16 protein-coding genes are annotated in these 17842 nt (G+C 63.6%); 12 read left to right on the forward strand and 4 right to left on the reverse strand.

The annotated features are described in order from the left end of the window. Window positions 1-16 precede the first annotated feature (16 nt). Genes BGP00_RS04035 through BGP00_RS04045 form a run of 3 tightly spaced genes read left to right on the forward strand, consistent with a single transcriptional unit; the run spans window position 17 to window position 3462 of the window. A complete protein-coding gene (locus BGP00_RS04035) occupies window positions 17-1123 on the forward strand; it encodes an LLM class flavin-dependent oxidoreductase (protein ID WP_292922096.1) in 1107 nt (368 codons plus the stop codon). A 36-nt stretch (window positions 1124-1159) separates the two neighbouring features. Beyond that, a complete protein-coding gene (locus BGP00_RS04040; protein WP_292922098.1) occupies window positions 1160-2494 on the forward strand; it encodes an LLM class flavin-dependent oxidoreductase in 1335 nt (444 codons plus the stop codon). Beyond that, the gene (locus tag BGP00_RS04045) at window positions 2491-3462 is read left to right on the forward strand and encodes an ABC transporter substrate-binding protein (RefSeq protein ID WP_292922100.1); all 972 of its coding nucleotides are present in this window, start codon (window positions 2491-2493) and stop codon (window positions 3460-3462) included. The genes BGP00_RS04040 and BGP00_RS04045 overlap by 4 nt, the downstream gene beginning before the upstream one ends. 44 nt (window positions 3463-3506) lie before the next feature. On the opposite strand, the gene BGP00_RS04050 is transcribed toward BGP00_RS04045, so the two are convergent. From BGP00_RS04050 to BGP00_RS04060, 3 genes are read right to left on the reverse strand one after another with little or no spacing between them, the layout of a single operon-like run. Further along, the gene (locus BGP00_RS04050) at window positions 3507-3869 is read right to left on the reverse strand and encodes a ferredoxin family protein (RefSeq protein WP_292922102.1); all 363 of its coding nucleotides are present in this window, start codon (window positions 3867-3869) and stop codon (window positions 3507-3509) included. Further along, window positions 3866-5419 (reverse strand): FAD-binding protein, encoded by a 1554-nt coding sequence (locus BGP00_RS04055; RefSeq protein WP_292922104.1) that lies wholly within the window; start codon window positions 5417-5419, stop codon window positions 3866-3868. The genes BGP00_RS04050 and BGP00_RS04055 overlap by 4 nt, the downstream gene beginning before the upstream one ends. Then, complete coding sequence (locus BGP00_RS04060) at window positions 5419-6753, reverse strand: LLM class flavin-dependent oxidoreductase (protein ID WP_292922106.1); 1335 nt, start codon at window positions 6751-6753, stop codon at window positions 5419-5421. Before BGP00_RS04060 ends, BGP00_RS04055 begins: the two co-directional genes overlap by 1 nt. Window positions 6754-6973: 220 nt before the next feature. Between BGP00_RS04060 and BGP00_RS04065 the strand changes: the two genes are divergently transcribed. After that, on the forward strand, window positions 6974-7810 hold the full coding sequence (locus BGP00_RS04065) for an NADPH-dependent oxidoreductase (RefSeq protein ID WP_292922108.1): 837 nt from the start codon (window positions 6974-6976) through the stop codon (window positions 7808-7810). Window positions 7811-8125: 315 nt separating this feature from the next. Here BGP00_RS04065 and cynR read toward each other — a convergent pair whose 3' ends face one another. Further along, a complete protein-coding gene (gene cynR, locus BGP00_RS04070) occupies window positions 8126-9025 on the reverse strand; it encodes a transcriptional regulator CynR (protein WP_292922110.1) in 900 nt (299 codons plus the stop codon). A gap of 99 nt (window positions 9026-9124) precedes the next feature. Between cynR and BGP00_RS04075 the strand changes: the two genes are divergently transcribed. The 8 genes from BGP00_RS04075 (at window position 9125) to BGP00_RS04110 (ending at window position 17793) form a co-directional block, all read left to right on the forward strand. Further along, window positions 9125-9778 (forward strand): carbonic anhydrase, encoded by a 654-nt coding sequence (locus BGP00_RS04075; RefSeq protein ID WP_292922112.1) that lies wholly within the window; start codon window positions 9125-9127, stop codon window positions 9776-9778. 81 nt (window positions 9779-9859) lie between these two features. Beyond that, a complete protein-coding gene (cynS, locus tag BGP00_RS04080) occupies window positions 9860-10330 on the forward strand; it encodes a cyanase (RefSeq protein ID WP_292925712.1) in 471 nt (156 codons plus the stop codon). Window positions 10331-10685: 355 nt separating this feature from the next. Next, window positions 10686-11150: a DUF1348 family protein gene (locus BGP00_RS04085; RefSeq protein ID WP_168601251.1), complete on the forward strand. Its 465-nt coding sequence runs from the start codon at window positions 10686-10688 to the stop codon at window positions 11148-11150. Next, entirely contained in the window at window positions 11147-11728 is a 582-nt protein-coding gene (locus tag BGP00_RS04090) for a TetR/AcrR family transcriptional regulator (RefSeq protein ID WP_292922116.1), read from the forward strand. Before BGP00_RS04085 ends, BGP00_RS04090 begins: the two co-directional genes overlap by 4 nt. Window positions 11729-11885: 157 nt before the next feature. Beyond that, entirely contained in the window at window positions 11886-12497 is a 612-nt protein-coding gene (locus tag BGP00_RS04095) for a pyridoxamine 5'-phosphate oxidase family protein (protein ID WP_168602058.1), read from the forward strand. A gap of 217 nt (window positions 12498-12714) precedes the next feature. Further along, window positions 12715-15171: a DUF1592 domain-containing protein gene (locus tag BGP00_RS04100; protein WP_292922119.1), complete on the forward strand. Its 2457-nt coding sequence runs from the start codon at window positions 12715-12717 to the stop codon at window positions 15169-15171. Beyond that, the gene (locus BGP00_RS04105) at window positions 15168-16502 is read left to right on the forward strand and encodes a DUF1552 domain-containing protein (RefSeq protein WP_292922121.1); all 1335 of its coding nucleotides are present in this window, start codon (window positions 15168-15170) and stop codon (window positions 16500-16502) included. Before BGP00_RS04100 ends, BGP00_RS04105 begins: the two co-directional genes overlap by 4 nt. After that, window positions 16495-17793: an ankyrin repeat domain-containing protein gene (locus BGP00_RS04110; RefSeq protein ID WP_292922123.1), complete on the forward strand. Its 1299-nt coding sequence runs from the start codon at window positions 16495-16497 to the stop codon at window positions 17791-17793. The genes BGP00_RS04105 and BGP00_RS04110 overlap by 8 nt, the downstream gene beginning before the upstream one ends. The last annotated feature ends 49 nt before the right edge of the window (window positions 17794-17842 follow it).

Below are 17842 nucleotides of genomic sequence, written 5' to 3' on the forward strand. Positions count from 1 at the left end.
TTTGCGGAGAATTTCCATGTCCGAAAACCCCTCTGATGCCGTCAAGTTCATCGGCTATATCGGCTTCAACAATGCCTCGGAAATCCACGCTCCGGTGCGCAGCCGCATTCTGGATCGCGATTATGTCGATGCCGCCGCGCGGGGACAGGAAGAGGTCGGCTTTGACCGCGTGCTGATCCCCTTCGGTTCGAACAGCCCGGAGAGCCAGATCGTGGCCGCCCATGCCGCCGCCATCACCACGCGGCTCGGCTTTCTCGTCGCCCATCGCCCCGGCTTTACCCAGCCCACGCTGGCCGCGCGGCAATTGGCGACGCTCGATCAATTGTCGGGCGGGCGCGTGGCGGTGCATATCATCACCGGCGGCGCCGATGAGGAAATGGCCCGCGATGGCGATGTGAACTCGGTCAAATCCGAGCGTTACGCGCGCAGCGATGAATATATCGATATCCTGCGCCGCGAATGGACGGAGGCCCAGCCCTTTGATCACAAGGGCCGTTTCTATGAAGCGCGCGGTGCCTTCTCCTCGGTCAAGCCCGACAATCTGCCGGTCTTCTTCGGCGGCTCCTCGCCCGAGGCGATCGAGGTGGCGGGGCGTCATGCCGATGTCTATGCGCTGTGGGGCGAAACGCTGGAGCAGGTGCGCGAAAATGTGCTGGCCGTGCGCCATGCGGCGGCCAAGCATGGGCGCCGTCCGGGCTTCTCGCTCTCGCTGCGCCCGGTGATTGCCGATACCGAGGAGGCCGCGTGGAAGCGCGCCGCCGAAATCGAGGATCAGGTCCGCGCCCATCGTGAGGCCGCAGGTCTGCCCACCACCGGTCACCGTCCGCCCAATGAAGGCTCGCTGCGCCTGCTGCAAACCGCGCAGGGCAACCGCCGCGATGGCCGCCTGTGGACGGGCGTTGCCGCGCTGACCGGGGCGCAGGGCAATTCGACCGGGCTGGTCGGCACGCCCGAACAGGTGGCCGACGCCATGCTCGACTATTTCGACATCGGCATTGACCATTTCCTGATCCGCGGCTTTGAACCGCTCGACGATGCGCTGCTCTATGGCCGCGAATTGCTGCCGCTGGTGCGCGCCAAGGTCGCTGATCGTGCAGGTCAGAGCGCCGCGCTGGCCGGCTGAAACCAATCCCCCGATTTCCGCATAAGGAATAATCTCATGTCCAAACGACAACTTCGCCTTGGTTTCATCCTGCATGGCGTCGGCCCCGGCTGGGACGACTGGCGCCACCCCGATGCGCAGGTCGATGCCTCCACCAGCCTGTCCTTTTACAAGCGTCAGGCGCAGGCCGCCGAGCGCGGCAAGTTCGATTACCTCTTCGTGGCCGACAGCGTGTCGATCAATGCGCGTTCCTCGCCGCATTACCTCAACCGCTTTGAACCGCTGACGATCCTGTCGGCCATCGCCGCCGTTACCGAACATATCGGCCTGGTCGGCACGGCGACCGTGACCTATACCGAGCCCTATAATCTGGCGCGCCAGTTCGCCAGTCTCGACCATATCAGCGGCGGCCGTGCGGGCTGGAATGTCGTGACCAGTTGGCTGGAGGGCAGCGCCGCCAATTACGGCAAGTCCGAGCATCTGGCCCATGACACGCGCTATCGTCTGGCGGCCGAATATCTCGATGTGGTCAAGGGCCTGTGGGACAGTTGGGAAGACGATGCACTGGTGCGCGACAAGGAAACCGGCCAGTTCCTCGATCCCGACAAGCTGCATGAATTGAACCACAAGGGCGAGTTCCTCTCGGTCAAGGGCCCGCTCAACATCTCGCGCTCACGCCAAGGGCAGCCGGTGATCTTTCAGGCCGGATCGTCGGAGGACGGGCGTAATTTCGCCGCGAAATCCGCCGAGGCGATTTTTACGCATCAGGAAAATATCGAGGAGGCGCAGACATTTTACGCCGACGTCAAGGCGCGCGCGCGCGGCTTTGGCCGCGACCCGGAACAGCTCTTCATCGTGCCGGGCGCCCGCGTGATCGTGGGCAGCAGCGAGGAAGAGGCGCAGCGCCTGCATCAGGAACTGGCGAGCCTCGTCAGCCTTGAAAACGCCCTGCGCGCACTGGGCCGCTCGTTCAACGATCATAATTTCAGCGTCTATGATCCCGATGGCGCTTTCCCGGTCGAAGTGGCGGTCGAGGGCTATAAATCGAACCAGTCGGCGTCCGAACGCATTCTGGAACTTGCCAAACAGGGCCTGACCCTGCGCGAGATCGCCCTGCGCGCGGCCACCCCGCGCAGCCAGTTCACCGGCACGCCCGAGCAGATCGCCGACCGGTTTCAGCAATGGCTGGAAACGCGCGCCTCGGACGGGTTCAATATGTTTGAATCTTTGCCGGGCCAACTGGACGTGTTCGTCGATCAGGTCGTGCCGATCCTGCAGGCGCGAGGGATCTACAAGACCGACTACACCGGCACCACCTTCCGCGAGGGGCTGGGGCTGGACAAGCCGGTCAACCGCTATACCGCCGCGCGATCGGAGCGCAGCGCGGCATGATCGAAAGGGCATTGTGGAACCGGCGCGGCGCGCTGGCCGCGTTGGGATTTGGGGCGGGCGCTTTGGCGCTCGCCGGTTGTCGGGGGGGCGGCGGCGAAAAGGTGCTGCGCGTCGGCTCGCAAAAGGGCGGGACCAAGGCGCTGGTGCTGGCCTCGGGTGTGCTGGAGGGTGCGCCCTATCGCGTCGAATGGTCCGAATTTCCCGCCGCCCAGCATTTGCTGGAGGCCTTGGGCTCGGACGCGGTCGATATCGGTCTGATAGGCGATGCGCCTTTCCTCTTCGCCTATCAGACCGGCAAGCCCCTGAAGGCGGTGGCCGCCCGGGTTTCGCATCCGCGCCCGGCGGGCATCCTCTCGATTCTGGTGCCGGGCGCATCGCCGGTGCGTAAACCGGCGGATCTGAAAGGCCGAAAGATCGTGACGGGGCGGGGCAGCATCGGCCATTTCCTCGCGCTCAAAGTCTTTGAGAATGCCGGGATCAAGCCGGGCGAGGCTGAGCTGATCTTTATGACGCCATCGGATGCGGCGGCGGCCTTGCGTTCTGGCGCGGTGGATGCGTGGAGCACGTGGGGCCCCTATGTGCCGACCGGACAGGCGGCGGGCGACCGTATTCTGGCTGATGGCAGCGATCTGTTCGACGCCTGCTCCTTCGATGTGGTCCATGAAAACGTGCTGCGCGACAAACCCGACCTGCTGGTCGATTTCCTGGCCCGCGAGGCGCGCGCGATGGAATGGCGGCGCAGCCATGTCGCGGATTACGCAAAGGTTCTGGCCAAGGAAACCGGCCTGCCCTTGCCGATTGCTCAGGCCACGGCCGAGCGTTCGCTGGTGGTGGATGGCCCGGTCACGCCCGAACTGGTGGCGCGGCAACAGGCCATTCTGGACACTTTCGTTCGCGTCGGGGCGCTGGAGGCCAAGCGGCCCGTGGCGGACGGCTATGTACTGACATCGCAATTGCCCAAAACCTAGGAAAAGCGCCGTGATGCCGGGCATTGGCATCACGGCGCATCCTGTCAGACGCCCCTGCGCTGCGCCTGATACCGCCTCGCGGCGATTTCCGCCCCTTCGCCCAGCAGCGGGCCAAGTTTGCGATATTCGTCAAGATGCCCCGCCTCACCGGGCCGGTCCCAGCCATGATCGCGCCGGATCATGCCCAAATGGGGCAGCGGATCGGCGGAGGGTTCGGGCGCAAACTGATCCGGCGCGACAAAGATGGCATCCTGATTGCAATGAAGTTCGCACATATAGCAGGTCTGGCAGGCATCGAGCCGCGCGATGACGGGCACCTGCGGCCCATCATCCAGTACGAAGGTGGGGCATACATTCACGCATTGCGCGCAATTATTGCATTTGTCGGCAAGGATCTGGGCAATCATGCGAATTCGGCCTGTTGAGAGTGGATGCGGACCGTTTCCAGTCCGCTGACCAATTGGCGTTGGGTTGGCCCGCTGGCTTCGGGATAATCGGCGCGCTGGTGCAGGCCACGGCTTTCCTTGCGCCCGCGCGCCGCCGCGATGGTCCAGCGCGCACCGGCCACCAGAGCCGCCGTTTCGCGCAAGGACACTAACGCAGCGCCGGTTGCCTGGCCATGGGCGGACAATTCGCCCCAGATCGCCTCCAATCTTTCGCCTGAGGCGGCATAGCTGGCCTCATCGCGCGTAAAGACATGGGCATAGCCGTGGATTGCATGATCGACGGCGCGGTGGATGGCGGACGCTTCGATGGCGCGATGCGCCGAAAGCGGCGCGATGGCGATGCGGCCAAGCCCATGGACGGGGGCAGAGAAGCTTTTGCGCTTAAGGCTTTCGCGTGCCGCTGCCGCCCCGGCGACCCGGCCCGACGAGAGCGCCCATGCCGAATTGACCGCCCCGCCGCCGCTATTGGCGCCCGCCACCAGTTCGCGCGTGGCCGCATCGCCAATGGCGAACAGGCCCGGCGCGCTGGTGCGGCATTCGGCATCGGCCAGATCGAGGCCGCCGGTGCCCCGGATTGTGCCTTCGCCAAACAGTTTGACCGGAAAGCGGTCGCGGAACAGGTCGATCCCGCGCCGCTCAAAGGGGGCAGGGGTAAAGGGCTGGATCTGACGCAGAATGGGGCGCAGAGCTGCGGGCGCATGGGACAGATCGGCCAATACCGTCCCGGCCAGCATCTCATGACCCAGTGCGCGATTATGCGCATGGCCCGCTGCGCGGCTGGGGGGGATGTCCAGTTCGCGCCCGTCGGCGTCATAATAGACCGCGCCCGTATAGGGCAGCGTGCGGGTGGATGCCCATGCGGGCGAGATCGACCAGCTTGGACCAAACTCCATGCCCGACAGGGCTACACCCGCCTCGGCGGCCATCAATTGGCCATCGCCGGTGTTGGTATGGCTGCCGATCAGGCCGGATCGGAAAGCATTGCCGCCGGTGGCCAGAATGGTGGCATGGCTGCGGATTTCCCAATCCTGCCGCGTACGCAAGGCATGGCCGCGCGCACCGGCGATCCGACCCTCATCATCGCGCAGCAATTCGAGCGCGGGGTGATGGTCGAGCACCGTCACGCCCGCCTCGAGAGCAGCCAAACGCAGGGCGCGCATATATTCCGATCCGCGCACGCCGGAATAATAGGTGCCGCCCGCTCCATCGCTGCCAAAGGGATAGTGCGGCGCAAGGCTGGGCAAATAGCGCCATGTGAGGTCCAAAATGCGCGCCATCCATTCCGGATCGCCCAGCCCTTGCGCCTTGCCGCTCTGGCGGGCGATGGCTTCTTTGCGCCGGGCCGGATCGGGGGCCACCCACCAGTGGTTGGGGCCGCCCATCGCGGTGACGCCGCTGGTGCCCATATAGCCCTTGTCGGCTACCACCACCCGCGCCCCGGCCTGCGCGGCGGCGATGGTGGCCCATCCCGCCGCCATGCCGCCGCCGATAATCAGGACGTCGGTTTCCATTACTCGGCCGCCTCGGCCAGCGGCGCGGCGTTGCGGTTTTCCGGCACAGGCAGGCCCAGATGGCCGCGCAGAGTGTCGGCCTGATAGCGGGTGCGGAACAGGCCGCGCCTTTGCAGGATCGGGACGACGCGCTCACGGAAGATCTGGAAATCGCGCGGGTTGGTGACGCGCAGGTTGAACTCGTCGGCGGCGCGGCCGGTGAACCAGCGCTCGATCACGTCGGCCACGGTTTCCGGCCCGCCGATGAAGGGCGATTTCCAGCGGCCAAGGTGCCATGCCGCCTCACGCAGCGTGTAGCCCTTTTCGCGCGCCACGCGGATGATCTTTTCGGCATGGCCCTTATAGCTGTTGAGCGTGACGCCGGTCAGATCGGGGAAGGGTGCGTCGGGGTCATACTGGCGGAAATCATGATAGTTGAAGGCGCGGCCCAATTGCACCAGCAGCTTGTCGAGGCTGAGCGCTTCCTCCTGTGAAGCGTGGAGGCGGGCTGCTTCCTCGTCGGTGTCGGCCAGCGTGGGGAACAGGCCGGGCAGGACCACGATATGATCGGGATTGCGCCCCAGCGCGGCGGCGCGGGTTTTCAGGTCGGCGTAATACTGTTGGCCCGCCTCGAAATCTTGCGCTGCGGCAAAGGCGCCGTCGGCGATCTGGGCGCCAAGGTTACGGCCCGCATCGCTGTCGCCCGCCTGAAAGATCACTGGCTGGCCCTGCGCGCTGCGTTGCAGGGCAAGGGGGCCATCGACGCGGAAGAATTTACCCTTGTGGTTGAGCTTGTGCAGCTTGGCCTTGTCGAGGAACAGACCCGCCGCCTTGTCGCGGGGGAAGGCATCATCCTCATAGCTGTCCCACAAGCCCTGCACCACGCGGACAAATTCCAGCGCACGGTCATAGCGTTCGGCATGGTCGAAATGCTCGTCGCGCCCGTAATTGCGCGCCGCGCCCTCAAGCCCGGTGGTGACCACATTCCACCCCGCGCGGCCCCGACTGATATGGTCAAGGCTGCCGAACTGACGCGCGACATTATAGGGCTCCCAATAGGATGTGGTCAGCGTGCCGACCAGACCGATCCGGCTGGTATGTGTGGCCAGCGCCGAGAGTAGCGTCAGCGGTTCGAGCCGGTTGAGAAAATGGGGCGCGGTGTCGGGCGTGATATAGGGGCTGTCGACGATGAACACGAGGTCGAAGAGCGATGCCTCGGCCTTCTTCGCATTCTCGATATACCAGTCGATATTGACGCTGGCGTCCGAGGGCAGCGCCGGATCGCGCCAACTGTTCTGATCGGTGCCGACGCCTTCGAGTATGGCGCCCAAATGAAGTTGGCGGGTCTGGCTCATGGGTGGTTCTCTCGCGGTTGCTGAATGGCGCCAAGGATGGGGCCCGGCGCGGCGCGATGAAAACGAGAGCTGCTGATAGGCTTATGAGAAGTGGCCGCATGATGAAGGTTCGGCGTGAAGGATCACAGAAATCTCAATAGGAACAAAGGGCAGCATCATTGGACGGACACGCGGCCCGGCGCTATTTGCGGCGTCAAGGTTCAATTTCTGGAGATGCGCCATGGCGCTTGAAGACCCCGTTCCGCTTGCCGCCCATGATGCGCTGGAGCGCCGCTATCGCTCTGCCGCGCCCGAGCGCATCCTGTGGAATGACACGATTGCCCGCCTGCTCGACCATCGCACGGTGCGCGGGTTTCGCCCTGATCCGCTGCCCGTCGAGCTGATCCCCACGCTCGTCGCGGCGGCGCAAAGCGCGGCCACCTCGTCCAACCTGCAATTGTGGAGCGTGGTGGCGGTTGAGGACGAGGAAAAGCGCAAGGAGCTGGCCCGGCTGGCGGGCGGGCAGAAGCATATCGAACATGCTCCGCTGATCCTGCTGTTCGTGGCCGATCTGGCGCGGACAGGGCTGATCGCTGATGAGGCGGGTGCGCCGAGCGACGGGTTCGATTATCTGGAGAGCTTTACCGTGGCGACGGTAGACGCTGCTTTGGCCGCGCAGAACGCCGTGATTGCGGCGGAATCGCTCGGGCTGGGCACGGTCTATATCGGCGCGCTGCGCAATCATCCCGAGGAAGTGGCAAAGCTGGTCGGCCTGCCTCCCCGCGCGGCTGTAGTGTTCGGGCTGGTGCTGGGGTGGAGCGATGCCACGCGGCCCGCCGCGGTCAAGCCGCGTTTGCCGCAATCGGTGGTTTTGCACCGCGAAACCTATGATCTGGGCGGACAAAGCACGGCGATTGCCGAGTATGACCGCGATGCCCGCGCTTTTCAGGAAGAGCAGGGGCAGGACCCGGTGGGCTGGCGCGCCCTTGTGCTGGCGCGGGGCGCGTCGGCCGCCGCGCTGCATGGACGCGAGAAGTTGAAGGGGGCCTTGCATGCGTTGGGGTTTGATTTGAAATAGAGAGCAAACGCTTTTTTGAAGTCCGCACCGTTCGTTGTGGTTGGCCGAAAAGCTTGAAAATCGGGGGAATTTTGACCCATTCCGCCTTAGTCGTCGCATTATTGTTCACAGCTGTACGCTGATATTTGACGGATACCCGACAGTCTCGGGCGGACAATTTTGCACGCACTCTCAAAGAAGCTTCGCTAACGACGTGCAATGTGCGGGCAAAGCTGCCCGCCGGATTGCACTGGCGGGGCATCGATCCCGAGCCACGTCTTGGCTATGCCTACTCCTCCTTCCCCTTGCGCCGTCGGCGGGAGCGCCTGATGTGAGCTATTTCAGAGATGATTTGCCCAGTTCCTGCACAAAAAGGTCGAGTGTAGCGACGAATGCCCTTGCCGCGGCGGAGCGATAGCCGCCCTCCCGTTGGAGCAAGACCACCCTTCGTTCCTTGACCGCAGGCAGGAGCGGTCGGAAGCGCAGGTCGTCCTTTTCAAAAGCGACTGCATCAGGAAGAATGGTAACCAATGAGCCGGACCTCACAAGCTCGATGAGGGTTGTCATCGAGCTTGTTTCGATGACGACGTTGGGCTTGATCCCATGCTGCTTGAAATGCTTGTCGATGGTTTGCCGTGTCGCAAAGCTCCCGCTCAGCAGAACCATCCCTTCCCTCTCGATGCCCGGAACATCAATGGATTCGGTCGCCATTACCGCGTGATCGTATCGAGCAATCAGTGACAACCGTTCAGTGTGCAGTGGTTGCGCAACGATGCCGGTGACCCTCGACGCCCAGAATGCAATTGCACAATCCAGATGGTCATCTGCAAGATCAGCTTCAATCTCGTCCTGTGACAAGGCGAGCAGGTCGAGCGTGATCCCGGGATATTTCTCGCGGAAACGACGCGCTAGCGGAGCAATCAGATAACCGCTGAAGCTGGGCGTGAACCCGAGGCGCAGCCTCCCGGAGCTCAGATCATTGACATCGCGCGCGGCGCGGCCCGCAGCGTCAATCTCGCGAAAGGCCCGGTGCACATGGCTCAAATATGTCGCGCCAGCATCCGTGGCGCGCACCGCCTTGCCCGAACGGTCCAGCAGTTGCACGCCCAGTTGCTCCTCCAACTGGCGGATCTGCTGCGACAGCGCTGGTTGGGATACATGCAGGGCCTGAGCGGCGCGCGTGAAGCTGCCATGTTCGACAACCGCCGAGAGGTAACGAAGGTGACGAAGGAGCATCTGTATAACGCCTGCTTATAGACCTGATCGGTTTCCAGTCTTGGACAATTATAAGCGGGAAGTCGATACCTGCCTCAACAAGGCAAGGAGATCGATACAATGCAAAGGCTGATCGAAGGCTTCAAAAAATTCAGGGAGGGGGAATATCCCGAACGCATCCCTCTCTTCCAAGACCTCGCAACAAAGCAGGAGCCGGGTACGCTCTTTGTAACCTGTTCAGACAGCCGGGTCGTGCCTGAGTTTATTACGCAAAGCGAGCCGGGCGATATGTTCGTCATCCGCAATGCGGGAAACATCATTCCCTCCTTTGGCCTGCATCACGGCGGCGTCTCGGCAACTGTCGAGTATGCTGTCGCCGTCCTCGGCGTAGCCGACATCGTGGTATGCGGTCACTCCGATTGCGGCGCGATGACGGCCATCGCAAGCGGCGCCGACCTCAGCACCCTGCCGGCCGTTTCGAGCTGGTTGCACCACGCCGATGCCGCAAAGGCGATCAACGACGCCCATTCCCATAGCTGCAAGTCCGGCAAGGTTGCGGGCATGGTGCGTGAGAACGTCATCGCCCAGCTTGCCAATCTGCGGACTCACCCTTCTGTCGCCCTGGCCCTCTCCGAGGGGCGCGTCCGCCTGCATGGGTGGGTCTATGACATCGGTGAAGGCTCGATCGTGACCTATGATGCTTCGAGCGGCCGGTTCATCGATCTGGTCGAATACCCCGAGACGAACGCGACAGACCTCGCTCTCGCTTCCTGACGCCCTGCAGCCGGGACGCCGGATTTCCTCGCCCATCAGCGGTGGGCACACCCAATACCAATAAAGATGAAAGGCATATCCATGACCCAAGTTCAAGTGACCCAGACCGCCCGTAAGGCGCTTACCGAAGCCGTCATTCAGACCAAGGCTGAGAAGCAGCTGAGCTGGACCGCCATCGCTGCAAACAGCGGCCTCTCGCGCGAGTTCGTCACCGCCGCGCTGCTCGGACAGCACCCGCTGCCCGCGAGCGCTGCCGAAGCAGTCGGCGAGACGCTTGGCCTCACCACCGAGGAGATCAAGCTGCTGCAGGCGATCCCCATCCGCGGCAGCTTCCCGGACGGTGTGCCGACCGATCCTACCATGTATCGCTTTTATGAGATCATTCAGGTCTATGCGACGACCCTGAAGTCCCTCGTTCACGAGGATTTCGGTGACGGCATCATCAGCGCCATCAACTTCAAGCTCAAGCTTGAAAAGCGCGAAGACCCCGAAGGCGGCCACCGCTGCGTCATTACGCTCGACGGCAAGTATCTCCCGACCAAGCCCTTCTGACGGGCCGCCCCCCAGATTGAAGAAGGCCGGGATGGTGAACCTATCTTCCCGTCTCCTCCGAGACACAAGTCGCTGAGTGCAGCCTTGCCTCCCCAGCGCCAAGCCGTGTTACGGTGTAGGATTTCATGCATAAACATCTGAAAGTACTGCGTTGTTGGCGGAATGAGCCAAGACGCCGATTGGCTGCCTGAAAAATAACTTGTACCTATCGGTAAAAGATTGTACCGATAGGTACAGGCGGGCAACCCCGCAGGGAAATCCCATGAACCGCCGCACCTTCATAGCTGCCCTCCCTGCTGCGGCCCTCACGGCCCCGGCGCTTGCCAAGACCCTTCCCATCTCGAAAGGAAATGAAATGTCCCGTCCTCCGCTGCCCCCGTTCACCCACGATAGCGCCGTCGAGAAGGTGCGTCTGGCCGAAGATGGCTGGAACACCCGCGATGCGGCCAAGGTTGCCCTGGCTTACACACTCGACACCCGCTGGCGTAACCGGGTCGAATTCGCGACCAACCGTCAGGAGGCGCAGGCATTCCTTGAGCGCAAGTGGAACAAGGAGCACGAGTACCGGCTTATCAAGGAACTTTGGGCCTTTACCGGCAACCGTATTGCGGTGCGCTATGCCTATGAGTATCGTGACGATGCCGGCCAATGGTACCGGGCCTACGGAAATGAAAACTGGCAATTCGCCGAAGACGGACTGATGTCAAACCGCCACGCAAGCATCAACGAAATGCCGATCAAGGAAGCGGATCGTCTGTTTCACTGGCCTCTTGGCCGTCGTCCGGATGATCATCCCTCGCTGAGCGACCTCGGCCTTTGAGAGCCAAGCGCGCCCTCACTGATCGCGAAAGTGCCATTCCGGCGCTGGCAGAAGCCTTCCGTGAACACGGGTTCGAGGGCGCGACCCTGGCCACCCTGTCCAAAGCCACCGGTCTTGGCAAAGGCAGCCTCTACAACTTCTTCCCCGGCGGGAAGGAGGAGATGATGGAGGCGGTCCTTGAAAATATCGACGGCTGGTTCGCCAAAGCGATTTTCTCGCCATTGGAGCATGGGTCTGATCCGTCAGCGGCTGTTACAGCCATGTTTGACGACGTGACCGCCTATTTCCGCTCCGGGAGGAGAGTATGCGTGGTCGGGTGCCTCGGGCTGAACTCTTCGGGCGAGACCTTCGCGATCAAGGTGAAGGATTACTTCGCACGCTGGATTTCGGCTTTGGCCCAATGTCTCGAAGCGGGGAAGGTGCCTCCGGCGATGGCCCTGGATCTGGCTGAAGAGGCGGTTTCCGGAATACAGGGGGCCATCGTCCTGGCACGGGCGCTTGGTGATGAGGCGAGCTTTCAACGGATCGTGCATCGCCTGCGGTCGACCTTGCTTGATACAATCGGCCGCTTTGGCTGACACTCTGTAAGCCGCCGCTTATGCGATTGGCCTATGCCCGCTTCCAGAACAATGCCTGCGGTTAGCCCGATTGGCTCTGCGGTATGCTCACGATCAATCCCGATCCGCTCGCCTTCGTGCAGGGCTGATCGAACGCGCCCGAGGAGGCCCAGTTTCGATGGCACACACATTCTTCAAAACCATGTTTGGCCCACGCTCGCGCGCCTTGCAGGAAGTCGACGGTTCGCGGGCATCCTATGCACGCATGGAGGCCCAGGCGGGCAAGATGGATATTCTTACCGATCGAGAACTGGATTTCATCGCCGCGCGGGACAGCTTCTATTTGGCCAGCCTCAGCGAAGGTGGCTGGCCCTATGTGCAGCATCGCGGTGGACCGGCAGGATTTTTGCGCCGGATCTCCGGCAACAGTATCGGTTTTGCCGATTATCGCGGCAATCGACAGTACCTTTCGACCGCAAACCTGGCCGCCGATGATCGGGTATGTCTGTTCCTGATGGACTATCCGAACCGGCGTCGGCTCAAGATGATCGGCCATGCCCATATCACCGACGATCCCGAAAAGGTCGCCGCCTTGATGGTACCCGGTTACGATGCCGAAGGAGAGAGGGCCTTCGTGATCGATATCGTCGGGTTCGACTGGAATTGCCCTCAGCACATCACACCCCGCTTCACAGAGGCGCAGATTGCAGAAGCCACTCGGCCCCTGCTGGCTGAAATTGACCGGTTGCGCGCCCGCGTTGTGGAATTGGAAGAACTTCATCATGGCTGAAAAACTGACCTGTGGCAGCGGCATGCAGCCTGGAAGGGCCTGACGCCACAAGGGGCGCTCTATTTTTGCGTACAGCTTATGGCAATAACGGCAATAGACGGCAACGCCGCAAGCGATTAGCCCGATGCCGCGCCGCACAGGGACGCGCCATACCAACCATCGGGATCTGCATAGCATGCGCCGCATCGGGGCAAACCATTTCGGACGGGCGGGCCTGATGACCAGCCTGTTGGCGCTGGCGACCACAGGCGCCCTGCATTCGGCGCAAACCTTTGCGGCGTCGCCCCATCTGGCGCTGGCCTTCAACGACAAGGCCGCGCTGTCGATGGTCGAGGATTACTGCGCCTCGTGCCACAACGATATTGACGAGGCCGGATCGCTCTCTTTCGACGACCTGCGCGGGGATGACATACCGCAGGGCAGGCGGGCCGAAATCTGGGAGGCAATCCTGCGCAAAGTGTCGCAGGATGAAATGCCCCCCCACACCAAGCGCCAGCCTTCGCCCGAAATGCGCGCCGCCTTTGTGCGCTGGGTGGCCGCAGGGCGCGATGCCTTTGCTGCGGCCCATCCCGATCCGGGCCGGGCCACGCTGCGGCGTTTGAACCGGGTGGAATATGCAGCCGCCGTGCGCGATCTGCTGGCGCTCCATGTCGATGTCTCGCGCGAATTGCCGCAGGACAATTCGGGCTATGGTTTCGACAATATCGCCGATGTTCTGTCTGTCTCGCCCACGCTGGTCGAACGCTATGTGGCGGTGGGCACCAAGGTGGCGCGTCTGGCCACCGGGATCGACCGCCCGCGCCCCTCGGTTGCCAGCTATATCGTGCCCAAGGACGGTTCGATCATGAATTCGGGCCGCCCGGCCTATAATGAAAGGATGAGCGAGGATTTGCCGCCCGCCTCGCGCGGGGGCGGGATCATGGATTTCTATGCCCGGGCGGCGGGCGATTATGATGTGGTGGGCTGGCTCAACGCCAACACCAATAATGAAAGCGATCGTCTGCCCCAGGACCGGGTGAGCGCGCGGGTGCGGCTGGGGGCGGGGGCGCACCGGATCGGCATGGCCTTCCGCCGCGAGGTGGCGCCCGATGAAAGCGTCCAGTTCCTGCGCAACAATCTGGATGAAGTGCCGCTGCCGGTGAACAAACCGGTGATGCTGCCGCTGGATGTCCTGGTGGACGGGCGGCGGGCGGCCACGCTGATGGTGCCCTCCTATCGGCTGTCGGACCGTTATGCGCAGCAGAATTTCCCGCGCGATGTGATGGAAGTGGACGTGGCGGGGCCGACCGCCATCACCGGGGCGCAGGACACGCCAAGCCGACGCCGCATCTTTACCTGCCACCCGGCCGATGCGGCGCAGGAAGATGGCTGCGCAAGGCAAATTCTGGGGAGGCTGGCCCGGCGTGCCTATCGCCGCACGATCTCCCCGGATGATCTTTCGCCTCTGCTGCACGCCTATAACGATGAACGCGCCGCCAGCGGCCAGTTTGAGCGCGGGATAGAGGCGGGCGTGGCGGCGCTGCTGGTCTCGCCTCATTTCCTGTTTCAGGCCGAGAGCGATCCGGCGGGGGGCGCCCCCGGCACCATCCATCCCGTGGCGGACCGCGATCTGGCCACGCGTCTCTCGCTGTTCCTGTGGAGCAGCCTGCCCGATGAAACCCTGCTGCGGCTGGCCGAAACGCATCAACTGCACCGGCCGGATGTTCTGGCCGCGCAGGCGATGCGGATGCTGGATGATCCGCGCGCCAAGGCGTTGACGCAACACTTTGCGGGCCAGTGGCTCTATCTGCGCAATCTGGATCAGCAGCGCCCCGATACCGATGTCTTCCCCCAATTCGACACGCGGCTGCGCGGGGCGATGGCGGCGGAAACTGAATTGTTCTTTGCCCATCTGGTCAAAACCAACGGCAGCCTGCTCGACTTCCTCTCCAGCGATTACACCTTCCTCAACCAGCGCCTGGCCGAACATTACGGCATTCCCGGCGTGCGCGGCACCGCCATGCGCAAGGTGGCGCTCGATCCGCGCTGGGGCCGGGGCGGATTGCTGGGGCAGGCCAGCATCCTGACCGTAACCTCTTATGGCAATCACACCAGCGTGGTGAAGCGCGGCAAATGGGTGCTGGAAAACCTGCTTTCCTCGCCGCCGCCTCCGCCGCCGCCCGATGTGCCCGCGCTGAAAACCACCCATGACGGCAAACTGCTTTCCGCGCGCGAACAACTCGAATTGCACCGCGCCGATCCGGCCTGCGCGGCATGTCATGTGCGGATGGACCCGATCGGTTTTGCCATGGAAAATTATGATGCCATCGGCGCGCGCCGCACGATGGATGCGGGGCAGGTGATCGACGCCGGCGCCACCCTGCCTGACGGCACGCGGTTTGCGGGCCTGCCGGGGCTGCGCCACATCCTGCTGGCGCGCAAGGATCAGTTTACGCAGGCCTTCACCGAAAAACTGATGACCTATGCGCTGGGGCGCGGGATCATTGCGGGCGACCGGCCCCAGATCCGCGCCATCGCCCGCATGGCCGAAGCCGACAATTTCCGCATCCGCACCGTCATTCGCGGCATTGTTCTGTCCGATGCCTTCCGCCTGCGCAAAGTGCCCGTCGGGGCCGCGCAGATGACCTTGAACACCACCACCTTGAACACAAACGGGGGGAGCCTTCGCCCATGATGATCCCGCGCCCCATCCTTTCCCGCCGCACCCTGCTGCGCGGGGCAGGCGCCGCCATGGCCTTGCCCTTTCTGGAGGCGATGGCGCCGTCGGCCAAGGCCGCCGACCGCATGGCCCGGCCGCGCCGGTTGTTCGTTTTCTATACGCCCAACGGCATGATGATGGACCAGTTCCGTCCCGCCGCAACAGGGATGGATTATGCGCTGACACCCACCCTTGGCCCGTTGGAAAAATTCAAAAGCCGGATGAGCGTGATCACCGGCCTTGGCCATCCGCAGGCCGCCGCGATGGGCGATCTTTCGGCAGGCCACGGGCGGTCGTGCCCGGCTTTCCTGACCGGCACCCATGTCCGCCAGACCGAGGGCACCGACATCCGCTGCGCCATTTCGATGGATCAGGCCTATGCCCGCCATCTGGGCGATGCCACGGCTCTGCCCTCGATCGAGGCGGGGATCGACCAGCCCAGCCTGCTGGGCAGTTGCGACATCGGCTACAGCTGCGCCTATACCAACGGGCTTTCGTGGATGAACCCGACGGTGCCCCTGCCGGTGGCGGCCAATCCGGCCGAGATTTTCGAGCGGATGTTCGGCGATGGCGATGCGGTGGATGCCGCCGTGCAGGCCGCAAGGTTGCGCCGTCAGGCCAGCCTGCTCGACTTCGTGCGCGAGGATGCGGTAAGGCTGAACCGGCAATTGGGCATGGAGGACCGGAGAAAGCTGGACGAATATCTGACCGCCACGCGCGACATCGAGCGCCGCATTCAGCGCGCCGCCAACACCCCGATGGCGCAGGCCGGGATCGAGCGTCCGGCGGGCATTCCCGACAGTTTCGATGAGCATGTCCGCCTGATGCTGGATCTTCAGGTGCTGGCGATGCAGGCCGACATCACGCGCGTCGCCACCTTTATGGCCGGGCGCGAGATCAGCAACCGCACCTATCCCGAAATCGGCGTGCCCGATTCCCACCACATGCTCAGCCATCACGGACAGATGGCGGAGAAGAAGACAAAACTGGCGCAGATCAACCGCTATCACATGACCTATTTTGCCTATCTGCTGGACAAGCTGGATAGCGCCCGCGATGGCGAGGCCAGCCTGCTCGACACCAGTTTTGTGCTGCGCGGATCGGCCTTTGGCGATTCCAACGATCATGATTTCATGGACCTGCCCATCGTGGTCGCGGGCGGATTGGTGCGCCATATCGGCCATGCGCGGGTGGAAAAGGGCACCACCATGTCGAACCTGCTGCTGACCGGGCTGCAGGCGGTGGGGATGCCTGTCGAAAAATTTGGCGACAGCACCGGCGCGCTCAAGGAATTGGCCCTTGCGTAAGGTTTGGCTGTTGGCCGCGCTTGTGGCCGCGCCGGTTCAGGCGCAGGAATTGGCCGACGCGATACGTCTGGGTGATGAGCGCGGGGTGGCGGCCTCTCTGGCACAGGCCAATCGCCCTCTGGCCTATGGCGAAACGCCGCTGATGCTGGCCGTGTCGCATCAGGATCGCGGGGCGGTCCGCGCGCTGATCCGGGCCGGGGTGCAGGTCAATGCCGTGGATCAGGATGGCGTGGGCGCATTATGGCTGGCCTGCGAAATGGGCGATGCGGGCATGATCGGGGCTTTGCTGGATGCCGGGGCCGATCCGCGACGCGCACGCAGTGACGGCGCCACGCCCCTGCATCTGTGCGCCCGTTTCGCGCCTGCCTCGGTGGTGGAGCGGATGGCCCATGGCGAGGTCGATCTGCGCGATGCGCGGGGGCAAACACCTTTGATGTGGGCGGCATCCTCCGGTCGGGCAGAGGCGGTTTCGGCTCTGCTCCGGGCTGGGGCTTCGGCAAGAGCGGTGTCGCAGGGTGGTTTTACCCCTTTGCTCTTTGCGGTGAAATCGGGGGATGTTGCGGCGGTCTCGGCCTTGCTGGCGGCGGGGGCCGATGCAACGGCGCGCGGGCCGGAAAACACCAGCGCGGCGCAATTGGCCGCCTATCAGGGGCGCTGGGATGTGCTGCGCCTGTTGATCGAACGCGGGGGCGTCGATCTGAATGAGCGCGACCGCGAAGGCTGGCAATTGCTGCACCGGGCCGCCGCCGGGGGCGATGTGGGCCTCGTCCGTCTGCTGATCGTGCGGGGCGCGGCGGTGGAGGGGCTTTCCGGCCCCTCGCGCATCACATGGGTGACCGAGGCCAATTTCGGTGTGGCGCCGCCGCCGGTGCCGCCCAAAGTGCCGCTGCTCATGGCCGCCGAAGCCGGGCAGGCCGAGGCGATGAAAGCGCTGATTGCGGCAGGGGCCAAAGCGGATTTCGTGGCGCAGGATGGCGAGAACCTGTTGATCGCGGCGGCCCGTAGCCGGACACTGACCGCGCTGGAAGTGGCTCTGGCCGCCCTGCCCAAGCCGGAACTGGTCGATGCCAAAGGAAACAGCGCGCTGCATGTGCTGGCGGGCAGCAGGCCTGCGGCGGACCTGGCCGCGATGTTCATGGCGATGGCGCGGGCCGGGGCGCGGCCTGATCTGGCCAATGTGCGCGGCGCCACGCCCGCCAAAATCGCGGCCGGGGCACAGACCGAAGTGCGCAACGCCTTCTTTGCCGCCTTTCCTCAGGCACAGGCGGGGCAGGCTTCTCCGGCGACATAAAGCGGAGAAGCCTGCGGCGCCTCACCTACGCGGTAAAATTGATCGCGCC

It is taken from the genome of Novosphingobium sp. 63-713, assembly GCF_001898925.1.
Taxonomy (GTDB): Bacteria; Pseudomonadota; Alphaproteobacteria; order Sphingomonadales; family Sphingomonadaceae; genus Novosphingobium.